Genomic DNA, 19,530 nt, shown 5'->3' with positions numbered 1-19,530 from the left:
ATATAAAAATGAAAAACTCCCTAACACTTACCAAAAAACAAGCAAGCTTCTTAGAAGAAAACCGTCAAGACCCAATTACAGGCGATAAATTTAAGATAGGTAATGAAATTGTTTTTTGTGCTGAATGTAAATCTGCTTTTTTGAAGGAAAGTTGGGAATATATGGGAAATAGGCATTGTAATCAGAGAGAAACTTTTACTCAAATCCCTCAAACTAGAAAAATAGAAGTAAGAAGAACAGTTGTAACAAAGTATAGTATTCCGTTTGCTCCAAATCTGTTTATTTCTTGGATGATAGATACAGGTATTTTTTTGTTGATGGTTTTCATTACTTGGCATTTAATGGCTGATTATTTAGATATGTACTTGAATTACTTCAAAATTTTTGTAATCACACTGTTTTTGCTAAAAGACAATAACCTTATTTTCACAAGTATAGGTAAAAAAGTTAGAGGGGTAGCCATTGTTTATACCAAGAATCATAAAATACTAAATCCTATTTTCTATCCTCTAAGACATCTTTTTTCTGCTATTTCGCTGACTTTAGTGCTTTATTTCGAAATAATTACTTTTGTTCCTTCTATTCTAACACTTATTTTTATTCTTTTGGCTGGTGTAGATTTATTTCAAAGTTTATTTTTTTATAAAAGAATGTTAGATTATCTTTTCGGAACTGCACTTAGACAAGATAATACTGTTACAGAATTTAATTTGCCTGATTATGAGTATGTAAATCAAGATTCTTTTGGAGAAGGTTATGATGACCCTACTATTTTAGATAATTTTTAAAAAAAGAACATGAAAAATACTTTAACTCTTACCAAAAAACAAGCAAGTTTCTTAGAAGAAAACCGTCAAGACCCAATTACAGGCGATAAATTTAAGATAAATGATAAAATTGTTTTTTGTGCTGAATGCAAATCTGCTTTTTTGAAGGAAAGTTGGGAGTATATGGGAAATAGGCATTGTAATCAAAACAAAATGCTCCGAAAAATTCCTAAAAACAGAAAGTTAGCATTAAAAAAGGTAGTCAAAGTTGATTATCAAATTCCTTCAAGAAGAGATGTAGTTGTTTCTTGGGTAGTAGATACAGTTATTTGGCTTATGATAATTGTTGGATTATCGTATTTTTCAACTTTTTACTCAAAAGAAATCTATATCATTATGGTAATTGGAACACTTTTAGTCAAGGATAATAACCTCATCACAACGAGCGTCGGAAAAAAATTGAGAAGCCTATCAATGATTCATATCAAAACGAATAAAAAAGCAAGTCCTTTTTTGTATCCTTTGCGTCATGTTTTTTCTGCTATTTTGCTGCTTTTGTTTTACTATAATGATGTAAATACTTTTAAAGGCTTGATTGCAATTTTTGGTAGTACATGTTTGTTAGATTTGCTTATAAATTTTGAGAAAAGCAGAAGAATAATAGATTATGTTTTGGGAACTGCAATGACAAAAGATGAGAACATAGAAGACATCGATATTTCATTTCCAGATGAAGGTTTCTTTTCATTAAGCGATTATCAAGACCCAACTTCTTTAGATGGTTTTTGATATTTTACTCTAGCCTATTTTTGTTTTCCAGCCTCTTTTCTCAATTCTTCTCACATTCGTTTTATCTTTCAAAGTAAGTAAATAATCTGCAAGCAAAAGGAGTTCATTATCATTTTCTTCTCCTTTGTTATCTTGTGGGCAATATTCTTTAGGATAAATTACGTTTCCATAATTTTCTTTTGATTTATGTGGCGTATCATCTACAATCAAAATACGTTCTAGTTTATAGCCCTTTTTCTTTAGTTTTTTTAGTGGTTTTATGAAATGATAGTGCGAATTGTCCGAAGTAGAATAATCTTGATAATCATCAAAAATAGCATTGAAATTTCTCTTATAACTACACCGACTTCTTGCCCAAACAAACTCTAGTTCTATATCTTTTGGGATTATTTTTTTTGCTATTTCTTCTACATACTCATCATCAGCAGAAGACCAAATTGCAATCAAAAAATGCTCTTTAATTTTCTCAAAAAACTCTTTCAAATAAGGTCTTTGATAAATAAAATAATTGAAAACGGTAAAATCAAACGGCTTTTCTAATTTTTGTGTAGAACCAAAAATCAATGTTTCGTCTATATCAAGAATGAGAAGTGTTTTAGTCAAGTTTTTGTAAATCATTTTTCAGAACTGTTTTAGTAAAATTAGAAACAGAACAATGATTTCAGATTTAAAAGTTCTGTTTGACTTTTAATTTTTCAGAATTCTTTTGGAGCTTTCGTACATAAATATTTTCTCAAAATAATATTTTGTTGTCGGTTCACTCTACGAGGCTGACCTTATTTTATACTTAGGACACTGCCAAAGAGTAACAAAATAAAAACACCAAAGCTAATCCAATTTTATGTTTCTACATGTCTATTCTACGTATTTCTTTTGTTTCAGAATTGATAATAGTATAAAATCCTTCGCCTTTGTGTTTATAAACTGAATCGCCTACATGTACAGTTTGTACTAAGGAATTAGAAATTTTGAATGTATTCCCATTTTCTAGTTCAATTATTTTGTAAGTTACTTTTCGTCCTTCTTTGGCTTCCCTAATTAGTTTTACCTTTCCATTTCCTTCTTGGTTTAGAATGGTGTCTTGGTGACTATTGTCTAATTTTGAAACCATAATGCCAAAAATAAGCATAAAAAGAACGATAACACCGATTATTACTTTATGTTGAGTTTTCATAATTGATTTTTTTATAGGAATAAGATTTGAAAAAAAAAATTCTGAACTAAAAATAAATAAAATTCTGTTAGATTGAATAATTACTAATTTACCCAAACAAATAAATAAACGAAGACATGGAAACGACAACACATGATTTTAGTATTCAACCTCTAACCCATAAACATCCTTTTCGGCAATGGTTAGAATGGCAAATTCCCAATACGCATTGGACAATAAAAGGCTATTCAAGAAGTGGCGACAAAACTTTTTTTCATATTCCTCAACTTGATATTTGTTTGGATGCAGCCTTAGCAGAAGGAAACCAATCCAAACACGTTTTTGTTACACATACACACAACGACCATATTGCAGATATTGAATATTTGTCTAGTAAAGAAGATGTAGAAATTTATCTACCCAAATCTTCACTTTCTTATTTGGAAACATATATTTTGGCAAGGCGAGAATTGAATCATTCTGCACCCTACAATCCAGAATTAAGAGGAAATTGTACCCTAAAAGGAATAGAAAAAAATGATACTATTTTCTTTGGTAAACATGACAATTATAAAGTCGAAGTCGTTCAATGTTTTCATTCTATTGATTGTGTTGGTTATGCTTTTTCTGAAAAAAATCGTCGTTTGAAAGCTGAATATGAAAAACTCAAAGAGCAGTATTTGGCAAAAAATGAAATGAAAGAGTTTGGAAAACTCTTGGCTGAAAAGAAAAAAACAGAAGAAGTAGAAGAATGGATTTACGAACCCAAATTTGTTTTCTTGGGAGATACAACTGAAAAAGTAGTTGAAGAAAATGAGTTTTTGCTAGATTATCCTGTCATTTTTATAGAATGCACTTTTCTAACAGACGAGCATTTCGATTATGCAGCAGAAAGAGGACATAGCCATTGGCAAAATCTAAAACCAATTATTAAAGCAAATCCAAATACAACTTTTGTTTTGATTCATTTTAGTTTGCGTTATTCTGATGCTGAAATTATTGAATTTTTTGAGCAAGAATTAGAACAAAATGAAATTACAAATGTCAAAATTTGGGTTTCCGATAGTTCTTTACTTCCTGCACAACACCAAAAAAGCTAAGAAATAATAAAAATAGAAAGCATAAGAAAAGCCTAAAATTCTAAATTTAAACTAGAATTTTAGGCTTTTCTTGCAAAAACTAAATTACTTTTTTAGGGTCTTCTATCTAGTAAATCTTTAATACCTACTAATAGTTCGTTTATATCTACTCCTATTCCATCCAAAACAACTACGATATAATAAAAAACATCCATTACTAAAGGCATAAGCAAAGATTTTGAACGAATTTCATCCTCTGCAAAAAGTCCAATATCAATACAAAGTGTCATGACAAGACCCACTACAAAACAATATTTAATAAGACTAAAAATAGCTCCAATAAAAGAATCTGCTGAACCAAAGAGTGTAAACCTCAAAAACTTTCTACCTATATTTCCCAAAAATTCCATCAATAGAGAAAGCAAAATTGTAATAATAAGGAAAGTCAGAAAAGGTGTAGTTCGTTTGGAAAACTCTCCTACCATTTGGCTGTCATTAAGAGATGAAAATCCATAAAAAGTACCTGTCATTACCCAATAAACAATAAAAACAAGTAAGAATAGAGATAATAATTCTACAATGATTCCTTTTAAATAGCCTTGATATGCACTAAAACCGAGTAGCAAAAGTAAAATTACATCTCCTATTTTGAAGGAATAATCCCAAAATGATTTGTCTGCTGCACCGATTTCTAAGAGAAGATTTAACATAGGTAATTGATTATGCTATAATTTATTCTGATAATTATTTTTATAAAAAATATTATAATTTTTGTTTTTGCGTAAAAAAAATAGCTACACTAAAAACAGTTACTAATTAGTTTGAAGATAATTTGATACGTATTCGTAAATCTATTGAAAGATAAGCAATTTTACAATAAAAAACCTATCAAATTTCTTTATTAAGACATATTTAAAGTTATTTTATCTATTTTTCTCGTTTTTATTTCTATCAAAAATCAGTTTTATAAGATTTTTTTATTTAGAAAAGTCCAAGATTGACGTATTTTTGTGAGATTAGAATTTGTACTATAAAAAGTTTTTTGTATCTTTATTAAAGCCGTTATATTTGAAGGGTTATCGTAACTTTTATACTTGTATTACGAATTAATTCTTCATTATCTCACATTCTCTCCTCTTTAAAAATGAAACAATTATGGCAACAACTTTGGAAAAAACAGAGCTTCTACAAAGAATAAAACAAGATTTGGAGCAAACCAATGTCGATATCAGCAACCTAAAAAGTAGTATCCAAAATGGAACACTAAAAGATAAAGATTTTGAAGATATTATGCCTCCTACTGATGATGTAAATGTCAGAGTAGCACAGATGTACCGTGTTTTGTCTTTTTATGGAAATAATGGAAATGAAAAACCAATTTGGAACGAATTAAGAAATTGTTTTACTCCTTCTGCCATCATGACAAATAATACATTTGGTGAACCAATTCGTTTGTCTGTCGATAGGTTTATTAGTTTGTTTCGTTCACAGATTCAACAAAATGACTTTCCTCCTTTTTATGTACGAGAACTCAATTATAAAGTAGAACAATTTGGAAATATTGCACAGCGTTTTGGAGGCTTTGAGATTTGTTATTATGATGCAGCTATTGAAAATAAAAAGGGAATGGCAAGTATAGAATTGCTATTTATAAAAGGAGATTGGAAAATTTACAGTACTGGACATGTGTTAATTTAGGTTGTATTTTGAGTTTTAGATTTTTGCACTAATTGGGTTATTATTTTTAATATTTTGTCTATAGAAGTAGCATAAAATACTACTTTTCCATATCCGATTCTAAAAACAGACTCGTAAAAGGATTCATTGTCTTTTTTTACTCTTTGTTTTGTTTTTACTCCTTCTAAGATACAGAGTAAAAAAGATGCAATTACTAATGCCATTAGAACACGAATTTTTCTTGGGTTTACCATTCCTAACTCCTCTAAATGAAATCCATTTGTTTTCAAATGTCTAAATAAACACTCTATTTTCCATCTGAGATAATAGATAGCACTAATTTTCTCCTTTGTTAAACGATATTTGTTGGTTAATAAAATGACAAACTTTTCACTTTCTTTTGCTGCTTGAGCATTATAAGAAATCACTATTTTTAGTTTTTTTGCAAAGTCAGTTTCAAATTCTTGGCTTACTAGTTTGCCTGATTTAGCTTTTTTAAGTAAGCTGTGGTATTTTTTAACTTCTAATTGATAATCTCCCTTACAAAGACGAATAATGTAAGTATATCCTTGTTCTTCTAAATACCTAAACCAAACTCTACCTTTATACTCTCTATCAGCTAAAATTGTAAATCTTTTTAAAAAAGGATATAACAATAAAGCCGATGCTAATAAACTTTTACGATGAGCAACAGTAGAACTACCTTTTCGTTCTAAATTGATCCAAAAAATAGGAATAGCCATTTTTCTATAAATAACACTTAAGACCAAAACATGATAGGTATATTCCCCTAATTGCCAAACACTACCATCCATAGCTAGATAGAAAATTTCTTTTTTTATGTCTTTTCTATTCAAAAAAGAGCCTATACTAAAAACTAGAATCAGCTTCCATAGTGTTTTTTGAACATAGACATCCAAAAAATAACGAGTAAGCCGTTTATAATGAGAATCAATTTGAACAGTAGGAGAATTTAAAAAAATACCTACTTGATTTTTTAATTTGTTTAGATTAACAGTTTCTTTTATCAGAATACAGCTAATAAGCAACAAAGTAGCGTGAACATAATGGATAGGAATATCTGAAAATTCCTTTGTATATTTGTTCAGCAGGACGGAATAGAGTTTTTTGGTTTTCACACTTCTAAATTAACTCTTTCTGTCCTTTTTTTGTCAAAAATTTAACTCATGTCCAGTACTATATGGAAAATTAGCTCTATGATTTGGCAAGAAGAAACTGATGACTTCAAACTACCAATGCGTTTTGTATTATAGAAATAAAACCTTTTTGAAGAGAACTAAAAAACGTCATAAAATATTAATTTATGACGTTTTTTTACTACTAGAACTTTTGCAAAATTAATCTTTAAAAGTAATTTTGATAAACTGATATGTCTTTTTTCGCTTGGCAAACAAAATCATTTCATTTTTAGAAACCTGTACTGATACTTTTGGTCGTACAATTTCCTCTTTTTTAGGTGTATTTAATAAACTGGTTCGGTCTTGTTTTCCATTACTATCTACTGTATTGAGAGCCACAGCAATATTTTTATAGCTAAATCTATATACTTTACCTTCTTTGATAGTTTTATCATAAATATTTCTAGCATTATCATTAAAGACAAATTGAAGTTTATCGCCAACAACTGCTAAGGTATAAGAAGAATAATAGCCTCCATCATCTACTGTTGTTTGTCTTTTTGGGATTTTGTGCGCCCACTCTATTTGTCCAGCAGGAGAAATGCTGATGACGATAATATCGTGATAATTGTAATAATAAGTGGTTCTTGAGCTTACTTGACCATTTGCACCAGTAGTTCGGATAGTAGATTCACGAATATAAAATTGCTCACCCACAAGCACAGCCCCTCCATTATCTTTGATAATAATATTATCCAAATCATATTCATAGAGTTCGACATCCTTTCCTTTATCTGCTTTTTTCTTGGTTTTTTTCTTTTGCTTTTCAGTCATATCTTCAGTAATAAAATCAAGACCAAATTCCTTAAAACTCTTTGTTTTGATTTGCTTGCTCTCATCATCTATCGTCAGAAAATAACTTCCCTCAATACTAAATGTTCCTACATTAGAATAAAAACCAGCGCAAATCAAGTCAGAGTTATCAGCAATGGCAAGTTGCATGTCCGTCAAAAACTTATCTTTCACAATTACATCATATTCTTTTAGCGTTTTGCCTTCTTCTATATAACTCAAAACTTTGTATGAATAATTTGGCTTTCCTGCTCGTTTTGTTTTGGCTTTTTCTTTATACAAAATACTCAAAAGATGAACATTTCCTTTTTTATCAATTTTGTAATCAGTTACTCCAAATAATTTGTCTTCGTAAGGTAGTGTTACATTTTTTGTCCAAAGTAGATTCATGTCTTTATCAAAAACATGAAAACCAAATTTTTCGTTTTCCTTTTTTTCATAAGGAAGTTGATAATATACCAAAACTTTAGAGGTATCTCTAGCGACTGAAAATCCAAAAGAACCACTATTAAACTTACTTTTTCCTTCAAAAGATATTTGAGCAATTTGCTTTTTTTCTCCTTTAAATTTCAAACTTTGATTATCTATCTGCTGAACAAAAAGGGTTTTTTCTTTTGATTTTTTATCCAAAAATTGAGAGAAAAAATAAAGTTTCCCATTAAACTGACTAATCTTAACAAGCGTATAATCGTCTTCTAATTCAAGTTTTTCTGACTTGATTTGATTTAATTTATTGTCGTAACGCTCAATATAATTTTCTACTTTAAACAAACCTTTTGTTTCATATTTGAGTAGATAAAATCCAGTATCATCATAACCTACAATCGAACCAATTTGCCCTCTACGAGAAATAGGATATTCTTTTCCCATTTTTATATCTGCATATGGATTATTATTGATTTGTCCAAAAGTAGAATGCGAAACTGAAAAGTAGGATAGAAAAACAATGAAAAATAAAATGAATGAGAATGATTTCATTTGAAGTAGATTAAATTAGATACTAATATTTAAAAATAAATGCAAAAATAAAGAATTTTGATTTATAAAAACAAAAAAATACCTCAAAAATAAATTTATAAGGCATTTTACTATTTAAAAGTACTAATTTTAATATTGCATCAATTTTTTCAATTTCTCTACAAAACTCAGTTGTTGGGCTTAGCCCCTCCAAGTTCGATTTGATTCTGTGATTCCAATGTGGTAAAATTTGAGCAAAAAATAGACTTTTTCTAATTTAAAATAGTCTTTTTTTATGTTGACAAAATCACGTTGTAGGAAGTTTGTAACTAAGACCTATCAGTTATATAAATCTTCAGATTTATGTGATAAAGTAATTACAAAACTACCTACTTGACCTGCAAATCTAAGATTTGCCATACTGATAGGTCGTAGTCATCGCTTCGCTAAAGACAACGCCCAACACTTGTTGTTATTTCTAGTCTTCGGAAGACTCAGCCGAATGGGGGTTTTGAAATTTTGCACAAAAAAAACACAAAAACCACAGCTACAAGCCGAATACATATAAATCACTCTTTAAAAACGAGCAATAGCCATATTTTTTATTTATTTTTCGGCTGCCGAGGCAGAACTGGGTTGATACAGGTCATGTTCATAAAAAATATATATTCTTGTAAATATGTTTAATCAAGCAAATTATAGTATTTTTTTGACTTTGACAGTCCTTTCAGAAGGCTGTCAATAGTTGAAAAAATAAAGAGTTGTGGGTTAAACTATTGTCAGAGTTATTTTGGATTACCAAAAACTACTGACAAAGTTTTTATGAACATGCTCTGTGGGTTGATATACATAAGTATTTTGTATATATTTACCTAGTAACTTTTATAAGACCCAAAATACTATGAAATTTCTAATTTTCACCTTCTTAACACCATTATTCATACTTTTAAACTTTGGTAAATACTCAGACAATAGGAGTCTAACTATTATAAGTGGAGAATACAGTAGCACAGATTGTAAACATATTGCTTTCCGTATCTCAAATGAAAAAATTGAAATTGATACTTGCTATAATTTTGAAAGTAATATTTTTAATACCACTAAAATAGTTGAGTTGAATAATGAGCCAATAATCAAAAAAAATTATAATACTTCAACAGAAAAATTGAAGAGTTATGAAGCAGAAATTGACTCTACCATTTATGCTACTCCTTGTGATTATCTATTATTTCCAATTTCGATAATCATAACTGAAAAAGAAAAAGAAACGACAGTAGAATGGAAAAGAACTGGTAATTGCTATCACAAAGAAATTAGAGAAAAAATAGAAGAATTAGAAAAGATTTTTGATAAGTATAAATAATATTCCACGACTGCCCTTGTTCATCCCCTTGCTGTCCCTAAATGATATCTATTTTATCTACTACAAACCTAAAGACCGTGTATTTGAATTTCATAAACAATACTGAAACCACAAAAACAAAATATCTAAAAATCCTAAAAAACAACTTTTAGGATTTTTAGATATTCTATAAAATGCTCGTTTTAATACTGTAATAATTTTTTCAGTTTCTCTACAAAACGTTCGTAAGGCAAGAAATTTTTCTCCAAATCAGCACTAAACGGAACGGCTGTATCCAAACTTCCCTCACGCATAATTGGCGCATCAAGATTTGTGAAATGGTGTTCTGCAATCCAAGCCGAAATTTCTCCACCAATTCCACCAGTTAGGCAGTCTTCATGTAGAATGATTACTTTTCCTGTCTTCTTAACCGTTTCCGAAACTGCTTCTTTATCCCAAGGAAGTAAAGTTCTTAAATCCAAAATTTCTAAAGAATAAGAATCTCCTAGTTCTTCGGCTGCCTTTCTTGCCCAATGAACTCCCATTCCGTAGGTAATAATACTGACATCTTCGCCTTCTGAAACTAGAGCAGCTTTTCCGATTGGAAGAGTATAATAGTCATCATAAATATCTTCTGAAATGGCACGATAAAGTGCTTTGTGTTCGAAGAAAATAACTGGATTTGGGTCTTCAATAGAAGCATTCAAAAGACCTTTTGCATCATAGGGAGAAGATGGATAAACGACCTTTAACCCTGGTGTATGAGCAAACCATGCTTCATTTGATTGTGAATGAAAAGGTCCTGCTGCAACTCCTGCACCTGTTGGCATACGAACTACAACATCAGCATTTTGTCCCCAACGGTAATGCGATTTGGCTAAATTATTAATAATTTGATTGAATCCACACGTAACAAAATCAGCAAACTGCATTTCCATAACAGCTTTCCAGCCACGAATAGAAAGACCTAAACTAGCCCCTACAATAGCTGATTCACACAAAGGCGTATTTCTGACACGTTCTTTGCCAAACTGCTCAACAAAACCATCTGTAATTTTGAAAACACCACCATAATCAGCTACATCTTGTCCCATAATAGTCATTTTTGGGTAGCGTTCCATACTTTGGCGAAGTGAATCTGAAATAGCATCAATTAAACGTTTTTGAGTTTGGCTACTGCTAATTGGTGCGATGAGTTCTTGTTCGTGAGGTGCATACATATCGGCGACTTCTTCTTCCGTATTTGGAACAATTTTAGGTAATTCTAAGGCTGTATCTAAGGCACTTTTTATGTTTTCAAAGAATTCTTCTCTAATTTCTTTGGTTTTATCTTCTGTCAGAATATTATTTTCTACTAAGAATTTTTCGTAATTAGTAACTGGGTCTTTTTTCTCCCATACTTCAAAAAGCTCTTTTGGTACGTATTTAGTTCCTGATGCTTCTTCGTGTCCACGCATACGGAAAGTTATCATTTCTAATAAAACAGGCTGTGGATTTTCTCTCATTTCTTCAGCCAATTTTTTGACTGTCGAATAGACTTCTAAAATATTATTTCCATCTACTTGAACGGCTTTCATTCCGTACCCGATTCCTTTATCGATAAATTGTTTACAACGAAACTGTTCATGGCTTGGCGTAGAAAGTCCATAACCATTATTCTCAACTACAAAAATTGTAGGCAAATCCCAAACAGCAGCTACATTTAAGGCTTCATGGAAATCTCCTTGTGAAGTACCACCATCACCTGTAAAAGTAACCGTAACACGTTTTTTATTTTCCAAAACATCAGCTAAAGCAATTCCATTGGCTACTGTAAGTTGAGGACCTAAATGCGAAATCATTCCGACAATATGATGTTCGTTTGTACCAAAATGGAAAGACCTATCTCTACCTTTGGTAAAACCTTCTTTTTTGCCTTGAAACTGTGCAAAAAGTTTTTCTAGTTCTATTTTACGAGATGTAAAAAGACCTAAATTTCTGTGAAGTGGTAATAAATATTCATCTGTTTGAATAGCTTCTGCAATTCCGACAGAAATGGCTTCTTGTCCATAGCCTGAAAACCATTTTGAAATTTTACCTTGGCGAAGCGCAATCAGCATTCTATCCTCAATCAAACGAGGCATTACAAGAGCCTTGTATAAATGAATAAGTTGCTCATCAGAAATATCTGTTCTATCAAAAATCATTTCTTCCTCTGAATAGGTTTTTCTGACTTCTGTTTTTGCATCTTGAGAAATTATAGGTTTTTTATCTTCAATTTCTTGTTCAGCAATCGCTTCTACTTCGATTTGTTCTTTGGTATCATTTACTTCATCTGTGAGTAATTCTACTTCTTTTTCTTCTTCGTTTGTTGTGTGTTGTGGTTGCATTTCTGCCTCTTTATGTGTGTCTTTTAAATAAGTATTTTCCAACAAATCAGCTTCCATTTCTAATTCTTGTTGAATGGAATTGATTTTGTCTTCTAAAGAAGGCAAAGATATATCATTTAATTCTGTTTCATCTGTTTTTTCTTCTAAATCAATTTTTGGTTTTTTAGCAAATCCATTCAAATGCGTTTTGGGTTTTGGCAAATCTTCTGAAAACTCTATATTTTTGAAAAAATCTATTTCTTCTTCCATCTGTTCATCATCCAATTCGATTTCTAACTCTATCTCTTCTTTTATTTGCTCAATTTTTTCTTCTTTTGGTTTAGGTTGTTGGTGCAGGCTTTCTAACTCTTCTCTGAGAGCATTCATTTCGTCTTCTGAAAAAGCATCATTTCTATCTAATGGACTAGCAAAAATAGTTGGGTCTTTTTCTATTGTTGTTGTTTCTTCCTTTTTATCTGTATCATTTTTTTCATCGAAAAGCATATCTAGAGGACTAGATGACTTTTTTTGAATAGGAGTTTCTGTTTTACTTTCTTCTTCTTTTTTGTCGTTCTCTTCAAAAACCATATCCAAAGGACTAACTGCTTTTTTAGCAACAGAACTTTGAGGTTCTTCTTCTTTTTTTGCACTATTTTCTTTCGCTTTTTCTTCTTGTTCTTTCTTTGCTTTTGCTTCTTGTTCAGCTTTTAATGCTAGTTCTAGTGGATTCATAATCTATAAAATTGAATTGTGAGTTGCTTAGTTTGTTGTTTTTGGGATAGAGATATAATTAATTAACGTACTACAAATTTCTGTAAAATTATAATCTATTATTCTAAAATACGGATTTTTTTTGAAAAAAGTCTTTTGAAGGAAAGAGATTTTCGATAAATGTATCGTATTGACTTGTTGGTAGAATATATAAAACGGCAAAATTTTTAAATTTAATCAAGTTTATAGCCTTTTATTTTTATTCAAAAGGAATTAAATCTACTTCAATATTAACACCTTTGAATTTTTTTTGTCCAAGTAGATTATACGAATATTCTGGAACAGCTTTATAAATAATTTCACTTTTTGCTACCACAGTCAGAAAATGGTCGTAGGCTTGAATATCAAAAGAATCTCCCAAAATATTATTAAATACATTCGAACTACTCAAAACGCCAGCTTCAATATGATTTTCTTGTGAATAATCGTACAAATCCATCGAAGTCAAGATAGATTCTTTTTCGTTGGCGTAATACTTTGCGTGTAATTTGGGTTCAATCCGAAGTTCGATATTGGTAAACTGCTTAAAAAACTCTACGTCTTTTACAGCAATATTTTTGATAGGATTTGCCCCACTTTTGGCAAAGAGAACAATTATTTCAAGGTTTGGATTGATGAGCTTTACTTGCAAAAGTTTTTTATAGTAAGAATGCAAACGAATATAGGGCGAAATAAGAATTAATCTTTTTTCAGCTTTTTCGATAATATCTCCTACTTTGTGATTGAGGCTATTGCCTGTTAAGAATTTTGGCATATATCAAAATTACACATTTTTATTTTTTTATAAACTATGAATCGTTTTTTTAGTTGATTAAGTATAGAAATTTAAGCTAAAATTAGATTTTAAATTTCTTTATTTTTTTATCTCCTTTTTTCTTCGTGTACGTATGGTTGATTTTTTACTTTCATTATTGAATTGGTTTCTGATTGTTCCTGCACTTTTTTGTATAATAGGAACGGTTTGTAGTTTTATCAAAAATGAAACTTGGTGGGTGCGTGGTTTTGATTTCCCTCGTGTGCAGATGCTTTTTCTTATTTTCTTTTCAACTATTTTGCTTTATTTTTTTGAAGAGAGTAGTGTTATTTGCTATGCGTTGTGGGCAAGTCTTTTGATTGCATTTAGCTTTCATAGTTGGGTTATTTTCCCTTATTCTCCACTAGCTTCCAAAAATGTAAAAAATGTAGAGAACATAACAGAAGACACACTCAAAGTTAGTGTTTTGGTCTCCAATGTTTTGATGTACAATAGAGAAAGTCAAAGATTAAAACTCCTCATAAAAAGAGAAAATCCAGATATTGTCTTTATGGTCGAAACTGACCATTGGTGGGCAGATCAAATGAATTACCTGAAAGAAGAATATCCTTATCAACTTTTAAAACCTATCGATAATACGTATGGACTTTTGTTTTTTTCGAAAAAAGAGCCAACTAAATTAGAACTCAATTATTATATTCAAGATGATGTTCCTTCTATTATTGCTACTTTCAAATTAGACAAAAATGGCAAAGAAACATTTGATTTTTATGGTATCCATCCACGTCCTCCTGCGCCAGAAGAAGCCAAAACATCTATTCCTAGAGATGCAGAACTTGTTATGGTAGGAAAGGAAATTGAGAAAAAAGATAATCCTACCATTGTAGCAGGAGATTTTAATGATGTAGCTTGGTCACATACTTCACGCCTTTTTAGAAGATTAGGTAATTTGCTTGACCCACGAATTGGAAGAGGAATGTATAGCACTTTTCATGCAGATTATGCTCTTTTGCGTTGGCCTCTTGACCATGTTTTTCATTCTGACGAGTTTCAAGTTATTGAAATAAAAAAACTGGAACATATTGGTTCAGACCATTTTCCTATTTTTATAAATCTAGCTTACACTCCAAAAGAAAAACATACTCAAGAAGAACCAGAAGTAGAAAAAGATGATGAAGAGGAAGCAAAGAAAAAGCTTGAAAAAGCATAAATTAAACCACTTAAAAGCAAGAAAATGTCTTATCTTTACAAGATAAAGTGCATTTGAACGGAGATTTTACTGAAGACTTGGGCTGAATTTTATGTAGCAGATGAAAAACGTGATTATTTTAGATTTGGATGGTGTTTTGATTACAACTCCTACTTGGAAAACTGATGAAATGGATTTTGATGGTTATTCTGCATTCAATAAAAAATGTGTGGAAAATTTTAATAAACTAACTGAAAACTTAGGGTGTGAATTATGGCTTTCTTCAACAAGAAGAATGAATAAAACTTTACAAGAATTTAGAGAAATATTTGTCAATCGAAATATCATAACAGAGATAAAAGGATTTTTACCAAAAGGAGATTATCAAATTTCAAGGCTGACAGAAATAGAAGCATTTATATCACATGAACCAATAAATAATTTTCTGATTTTAGATGATGATTCTAGTTTGCATAATCTCAAACAAGAAGATAAGAAATTTTGGATTCAAACAAGTCTAACCATAGGTTTCAATTCAGAAAAATTAAAGGAAGCACAAGAAATTATTGATACTTTTTGGTAAATGTGGAATAAAGAAATTATGGATTTCTGATTCTCAATTTTTTGCCATTTCAAAAAACGTTTTTAAGACTAAAAAAGCTGCATTTTACAAAAAGTAAAATACAGTTTTATGCCTTCAAAAACGGTTTAGTTAATCACTAATAACTAAACATTAATCATTATTCTAAACTCTAGGCTTCCAAGCAATTTCATCAGCTTTTACTTCGTGTGAAGTCATTCTAGACAAAACAAAAATATAATCAGAAAGACGGTTGAGGTAACGAATAATTATTTCATCAATGCCTTCTTTTTCTTGTGTATGTAATTCTGTACAACGACGTTCTGCTCTTCTACAAACTGTTCTTGCTAAATGACAAAAAGAAACAGCTTGATGTCCACCTGGTAAAATAAAATGTGTCATGGGTGGTAATTCTTCATTCATGACATCAATCGCTACTTCCAAATCTGTAATATCTGTTTCATCAATTTGAGGAATAGCAATATGAGATACTTTCTTTGGATCAGAAGCCAGCAAAGAACCAATCGTAAACAAACGGTCTTGAATTTCTATCAAAATATCTTTTCGATGTGCGAGTTCTTTTTGGTCACGTAACATTCCGATATACGAATTGAGTTCATCTACTGTTCCATAAGATTCAATTCTAAGATTTGCCTTTGATACTCGTCGTCCACTGATGAGTGAAGTTGTTCCTTTATCGCCTGTTTTAGTGTATATTTTCATTGTGTTTTTTATTGGAGTATATTTTTTGTTTTTAGATTTCAATCGATACCAAATATACACAGACTATTTTTAGTAAAAAACCGAATCTATTTAGCTTACAGGGTTTTCTCAACTAAAATTAAAAAATCAAAAACCTTTTCTATAAATTATTTACGCTATTAAATTGTTGATTTTTAGGTGTTTATTGACTTTTTATGACTAAGGGTCATTTTTTAACGATTAGTTCATAACTTTATTTAAAAAAAAGTGTTATCATTGTATTCATTTCGTAAAAAGAGGTTTTCTTGCTTATATCAAAGAAAATGAACTTACGATTTTAATTAAAAATGAATCATTTTTTATCAAGTATTTTTTAAACTATTTTTATTATGACAAACAAATTATTTCAATCCCTATTTGTAGCTTTTGCCTTACTTTTTGTTTCAGCATCTACTTCTTTTGCTCAAAGCACACCTGAAGAGTCAGTAAGTTATGGCGCATTTACTTTATATGGAAACTTTCCTTTAGATGAGGATTTTAAAAACCAAGCAAAATTTGGTGGTGGATTAGGTTTTGAAGGAGCATATTATTTTAATCCTTTAATTGGTCTTGCTTACTCAGTAGATGCTCAAGTCAATCCTTATAACACAGAAGCAAATACAACACTTTTTACAGGTGTAGAAGATGCTCAACCTTGGGTATATGGCAATTTGATGGGTGGTATAGAACTTTCATTTCCTATAACTCCAGTAGTTGCTCCCGAATTTCGTGCTTTAGGGGGACTTATGATAGCCCGTTCTCCTGAACTGACAGGAACAGTTGCAGGTTTTCCAGTAGGAACTGTAGAGTCTGTTACAGCTCTAGCTTTTGCTTATTCAGTAAGTGGAGGCTTAAAGATTACAAATTATGATAGTGGAAGTGCTTTTCGTGTAGGTGTTCGTTATCTAGCTGCAACACCTAATTTTGATTATGGAAATAATGTAGAACAAAAACTCACTATGTCAAGTGCACAACTTTATGTTTCTTTTGCTTTTCTTTCAAGGAAATAAGGAGGTGAAAATATTTTAACCCAAAAAGCCTATTCAAACTTGCTTTGAATAGGCTTTTTGGATTTTAAAAAATGAAGTGTTTATTCCTAGAAACATAGTCTTACTAGAAAACAGAAATAGAGTTTTATGAGACTTACTAAGATAACCCTTATTGATGACTTGTTTTTTGATATTTTACGTGTAGTTTTTTATAAACTTACCTAAAATTAAAATTTTATATGTTTTTTTTAGTCTATTAGTTGCTTGTTAGTTAAAGAGTTAGTATTTTTGCACTCCCAAATAGAGGAAGACTATGTTTTTTAGTCAGCGTTTTTTAAATTTTATTTTGATAAAATGCTGATAATCAAAGACTATATTTTCTACAACTATTCAAATTTAGAGGTATAAAAGTAACTTTTTGGGAAATTGATTTTTATTTGTAAAATAAAAACTTAGTTTATGCTTTTATGACTTCGCCTAATAATTAAATTCCAGTATAATGCCGATAGGTTTAATTGGTAAAAAAATCGGAATGACTAGTTTGTTTGATGCCGATGGACGCAGTGTCGCATGCACAGTAATACAAGCTGGTCCTTGTGTAGTTACACAAGTCAAGACTGAAGATACAGACGGTTATCGTGCCGTACAAATGGGTTTTGGTGAGCGTAAAGAAAAAAACACTCCTAGACCACTTCAAGGACACTTCAAAAAATCAGGAACTACTCCTAAACGCAAACTTGTAGAGTTTCGTAACATGGGTGTAGAGGCTGAAAAAACGTATGAAGTAGGTCAAGAATTAAACATTACAGACCTTTTCGAAGAAGGTCAATTTGTAGATGTTGTTGGAACTTCTAAAGGTAAAGGTTTTCAAGGTGTTGTTAAGCGTTATAACTTCGGTGGTGTAGGTCAAGCTACTCACGGTCAGCATAACCGTTTACGTGCTCCTGGTTCAATTGGTGCTTCTTCTTATCCTTCTCGTGTATTCAAAGGTATGCGTATGGCTGGGCGTATGGGTGGTAATCGTGTGAAAGTGAAAAACTTGCGTGTAGAAAAAATTATGCCTGAGGCAAATCTTATTGTCGTTTCAGGTGCAATTCCAGGTGCAAACAATTCTACTATTCTCATTCAACGTTAATTTTTAGATATTGAATTGCTTAATTCAATGCTAACTTTGACTTGTAATTTATCTGAACATTAGTTCGGAATTTACTTTTAGATTACTTTCATTCCAATCTTGCCGTTGTCGGTGTTTTAGCTTTAGCGACCACCAACAATAACAAAAAACGAAATATCATTATGGAATTACCTATCTTAAATAAAGAAGGAAAAGAAATCGGCAAAAACGCTACATTATCAGATGCAGTATTTGCCATCGAACCAAATGACCATGCTATTTACCTAGACGTTAAGCAATACTTAGCTAATCAACGTCAGGGAACGCACTCTTCTAAACATAGAGGTATAGTGTCAGGTTCTACTCGTAAAATAAAACGCCAAAAGGGAACTGGAGGCGCACGTGCAGGTAGTATCAAATCTCCTGTATTTGTAGGTGGTGGTCGTATCTTTGGACCAGAGCCTCGTGATTATAGCTTCAAACTGAACCGTAAAGTAAAACAATTAGCTCGTAAATCTGCCCTTTCTCACAAAGCAAAAGCAGAAGCGATTACAGTGATGGAAAATCTAGTAATGGATACTCCAAAAACAAAAGAGTTTGTTTCTTTACTTAATAATTTGAATCTTTCAGGTAAAAAAGTGCTTGTTGTAACTGGAGAACAAAACGATACAGTTTACCGTTCTGCTCGCAACTTGCCTAAAACTAAAGTTTTGCCAGCAAATCAATTACATACTTATCATATCATGAATAGTGATGTGATCGTACTTGCAGAAGGTGCATTAGAAGTAATTCAAGCTGAAGCTAACTAGACAATTACGAATTACGAATTAAAAATTACGAATATAATACACTTGCAAAAAGTAAATTAAGATTGTAATTATTTAGTTCTAATTTTATTACAATTTTTTAAAAAGTTAAATTAGAAAAGAAATATGAAAACTATTTTAAAGAAGCCTGTAATTACCGAGAAAGCAACAGCAATGAACGAAAATGGTGTATATGTTTTCATCGTAGACAAAAAAGCTACAAAGGCAGAAATCAAAACTGCTGTTGAGAAAATGTATGCAGACCAAGATGCTAAAGTTGTTAAGGTACGTACAGCAATTATTTTCGGTAAGCCGAAATTTCGCTACTTAAAAACGGCAATTACTAAAGGTCATACTTCGACTTATAAAAAAGCATTTGTGCAACTTGCAGAAGGAAGCACAATTGATATATTTGACACTGAGGAAAATTAGTAGTGATTAATTTTTAGTGATAAATGATTAGTTAAATACAAATGAATAATA

General features: G+C 30.8%; 19 protein-coding genes. 11 read left to right on the top strand and 8 right to left on the bottom strand.

From position 1 onward, the window contains the following. Positions 1 to 8 precede the first annotated feature (8 nt). Positions 9 to 788 (top strand): hypothetical protein, encoded by a 780-nt coding sequence (locus ACE193_RS04225; protein WP_375561766.1) that lies wholly within the window; start codon positions 9 to 11, stop codon positions 786 to 788. A 9-nt stretch (positions 789 to 797) separates the two neighbouring features. Then, positions 798 to 1,556 carry a hypothetical protein gene (locus ACE193_RS04220; protein ID WP_375561765.1) on the top strand — a complete coding sequence of 253 codons (759 nt, stop codon included), beginning with the start codon at positions 798 to 800 and terminating at the stop codon, positions 1,554 to 1,556. 9 nt (positions 1,557 to 1,565) lie between these two features. Here ACE193_RS04220 and ACE193_RS04215 read toward each other — a convergent pair whose 3' ends face one another. Both ACE193_RS04215 and ACE193_RS04210 read right to left on the bottom strand, forming a co-directional pair. Next, positions 1,566 to 2,174 carry an NIF family HAD-type phosphatase gene (locus ACE193_RS04215; RefSeq protein WP_375561764.1) on the bottom strand — a complete coding sequence of 203 codons (609 nt, stop codon included), beginning with the start codon at positions 2,172 to 2,174 and terminating at the stop codon, positions 1,566 to 1,568. 229 nt (positions 2,175 to 2,403) lie between these two features. Then, complete coding sequence (locus ACE193_RS04210; RefSeq protein ID WP_375561763.1) at positions 2,404 to 2,730, bottom strand: hypothetical protein; 327 nt, start codon at positions 2,728 to 2,730, stop codon at positions 2,404 to 2,406. A gap of 116 nt (positions 2,731 to 2,846) precedes the next feature. Between ACE193_RS04210 and ACE193_RS04205 the strand changes: the two genes are divergently transcribed. Then, a complete protein-coding gene (locus ACE193_RS04205) occupies positions 2,847 to 3,809 on the top strand; it encodes an MBL fold metallo-hydrolase (RefSeq protein WP_375561762.1) in 963 nt (320 codons plus the stop codon). A gap of 92 nt (positions 3,810 to 3,901) precedes the next feature. Here the strand turns inward: ACE193_RS04205 and ACE193_RS04200 are convergent, their stop codons facing one another. Further along, positions 3,902 to 4,498, bottom strand: a complete 597-nt coding sequence (locus tag ACE193_RS04200; protein ID WP_375561761.1) for a CvpA family protein — start codon at positions 4,496 to 4,498, stop codon at positions 3,902 to 3,904. A 445-nt stretch (positions 4,499 to 4,943) separates the two neighbouring features. Here ACE193_RS04200 and ACE193_RS04195 point away from each other — a divergent pair, with 445 nt between their 5' ends. Next, the gene (locus ACE193_RS04195; RefSeq protein WP_375561760.1) at positions 4,944 to 5,486 is read left to right on the top strand and encodes a hypothetical protein; all 543 of its coding nucleotides are present in this window, start codon (positions 4,944 to 4,946) and stop codon (positions 5,484 to 5,486) included. Here ACE193_RS04195 and ACE193_RS04190 read toward each other — a convergent pair. Beyond that, on the bottom strand, positions 5,483 to 6,604 hold the full coding sequence (locus ACE193_RS04190; RefSeq protein ID WP_375559008.1) for a transposase: 1,122 nt from the start codon (positions 6,602 to 6,604) through the stop codon (positions 5,483 to 5,485). The genes ACE193_RS04195 and ACE193_RS04190 overlap by 4 nt on opposite strands. A 219-nt stretch (positions 6,605 to 6,823) precedes the next feature. Beyond that, entirely contained in the window at positions 6,824 to 8,434 is a 1,611-nt protein-coding gene (locus ACE193_RS04185; protein WP_375561759.1) for a hypothetical protein, read from the bottom strand. A gap of 880 nt (positions 8,435 to 9,314) precedes the next feature. On the opposite strand from ACE193_RS04185, the gene ACE193_RS04180 reads away from it, so the two are divergent. Beyond that, positions 9,315 to 9,776: a hypothetical protein gene (locus ACE193_RS04180; protein ID WP_375561758.1), complete on the top strand. Its 462-nt coding sequence runs from the start codon at positions 9,315 to 9,317 to the stop codon at positions 9,774 to 9,776. A 182-nt stretch (positions 9,777 to 9,958) separates the two neighbouring features. Here the strand turns inward: ACE193_RS04180 and ACE193_RS04175 are convergent, their stop codons facing one another. Both ACE193_RS04175 and ACE193_RS04170 read right to left on the bottom strand, forming a co-directional pair. Beyond that, positions 9,959 to 11,941 (bottom strand): thiamine pyrophosphate-dependent enzyme, encoded by a 1,983-nt coding sequence (locus ACE193_RS04175; RefSeq protein WP_375563342.1) that lies wholly within the window; start codon positions 11,939 to 11,941, stop codon positions 9,959 to 9,961. A gap of 1,132 nt (positions 11,942 to 13,073) precedes the next feature. After that, positions 13,074 to 13,628: a hypothetical protein gene (locus ACE193_RS04170; protein ID WP_375561757.1), complete on the bottom strand. Its 555-nt coding sequence runs from the start codon at positions 13,626 to 13,628 to the stop codon at positions 13,074 to 13,076. A gap of 133 nt (positions 13,629 to 13,761) precedes the next feature. On the opposite strand from ACE193_RS04170, the gene ACE193_RS04165 reads away from it, so the two are divergent. Further along, on the top strand, positions 13,762 to 14,838 hold the full coding sequence (locus ACE193_RS04165) for an endonuclease/exonuclease/phosphatase family protein (protein WP_375561756.1): 1,077 nt from the start codon (positions 13,762 to 13,764) through the stop codon (positions 14,836 to 14,838). Positions 14,839 to 14,938: 100 nt separating this feature from the next. Further along, positions 14,939 to 15,400, top strand: coding sequence for an HAD domain-containing protein (locus ACE193_RS04160; protein WP_375561755.1), 462 nt, complete (start codon positions 14,939 to 14,941; stop codon positions 15,398 to 15,400). A 162-nt stretch (positions 15,401 to 15,562) separates the two neighbouring features. Here ACE193_RS04160 and ACE193_RS04155 read toward each other — a convergent pair whose 3' ends face one another. Next, a complete protein-coding gene (locus tag ACE193_RS04155; protein WP_375561754.1) occupies positions 15,563 to 16,120 on the bottom strand; it encodes a cob(I)yrinic acid a,c-diamide adenosyltransferase in 558 nt (185 codons plus the stop codon). Positions 16,121 to 16,488: 368 nt separating this feature from the next. Between ACE193_RS04155 and ACE193_RS04150 the strand changes: the two genes are divergently transcribed. From ACE193_RS04150 to rplW, 4 genes are all read left to right on the top strand, one after another. Beyond that, positions 16,489 to 17,148, top strand: coding sequence for a hypothetical protein (locus ACE193_RS04150; protein WP_375561753.1), 660 nt, complete (start codon positions 16,489 to 16,491; stop codon positions 17,146 to 17,148). 478 nt (positions 17,149 to 17,626) lie between these two features. After that, the gene (gene rplC / locus ACE193_RS04145; RefSeq protein ID WP_375561752.1) at positions 17,627 to 18,262 is read left to right on the top strand and encodes a 50S ribosomal protein L3; all 636 of its coding nucleotides are present in this window, start codon (positions 17,627 to 17,629) and stop codon (positions 18,260 to 18,262) included. A gap of 161 nt (positions 18,263 to 18,423) precedes the next feature. Next, the gene (gene rplD / locus ACE193_RS04140) at positions 18,424 to 19,050 is read left to right on the top strand and encodes a 50S ribosomal protein L4 (RefSeq protein WP_375561751.1); all 627 of its coding nucleotides are present in this window, start codon (positions 18,424 to 18,426) and stop codon (positions 19,048 to 19,050) included. 123 nt (positions 19,051 to 19,173) lie between these two features. Next, entirely contained in the window at positions 19,174 to 19,479 is a 306-nt protein-coding gene (gene rplW, locus ACE193_RS04135; protein WP_375561750.1) for a 50S ribosomal protein L23, read from the top strand. Positions 19,480 to 19,530 lie beyond the last annotated feature (51 nt).

The organism is Bernardetia aquimarina, assembly GCF_042180575.1.
Classification (GTDB): domain Bacteria; phylum Bacteroidota; class Bacteroidia; order Cytophagales; family Bernardetiaceae; genus Bernardetia.
Note: the sequence above shows the minus strand (reverse complement) of the source record. Positions and strands in the feature narration are given on the sequence as shown.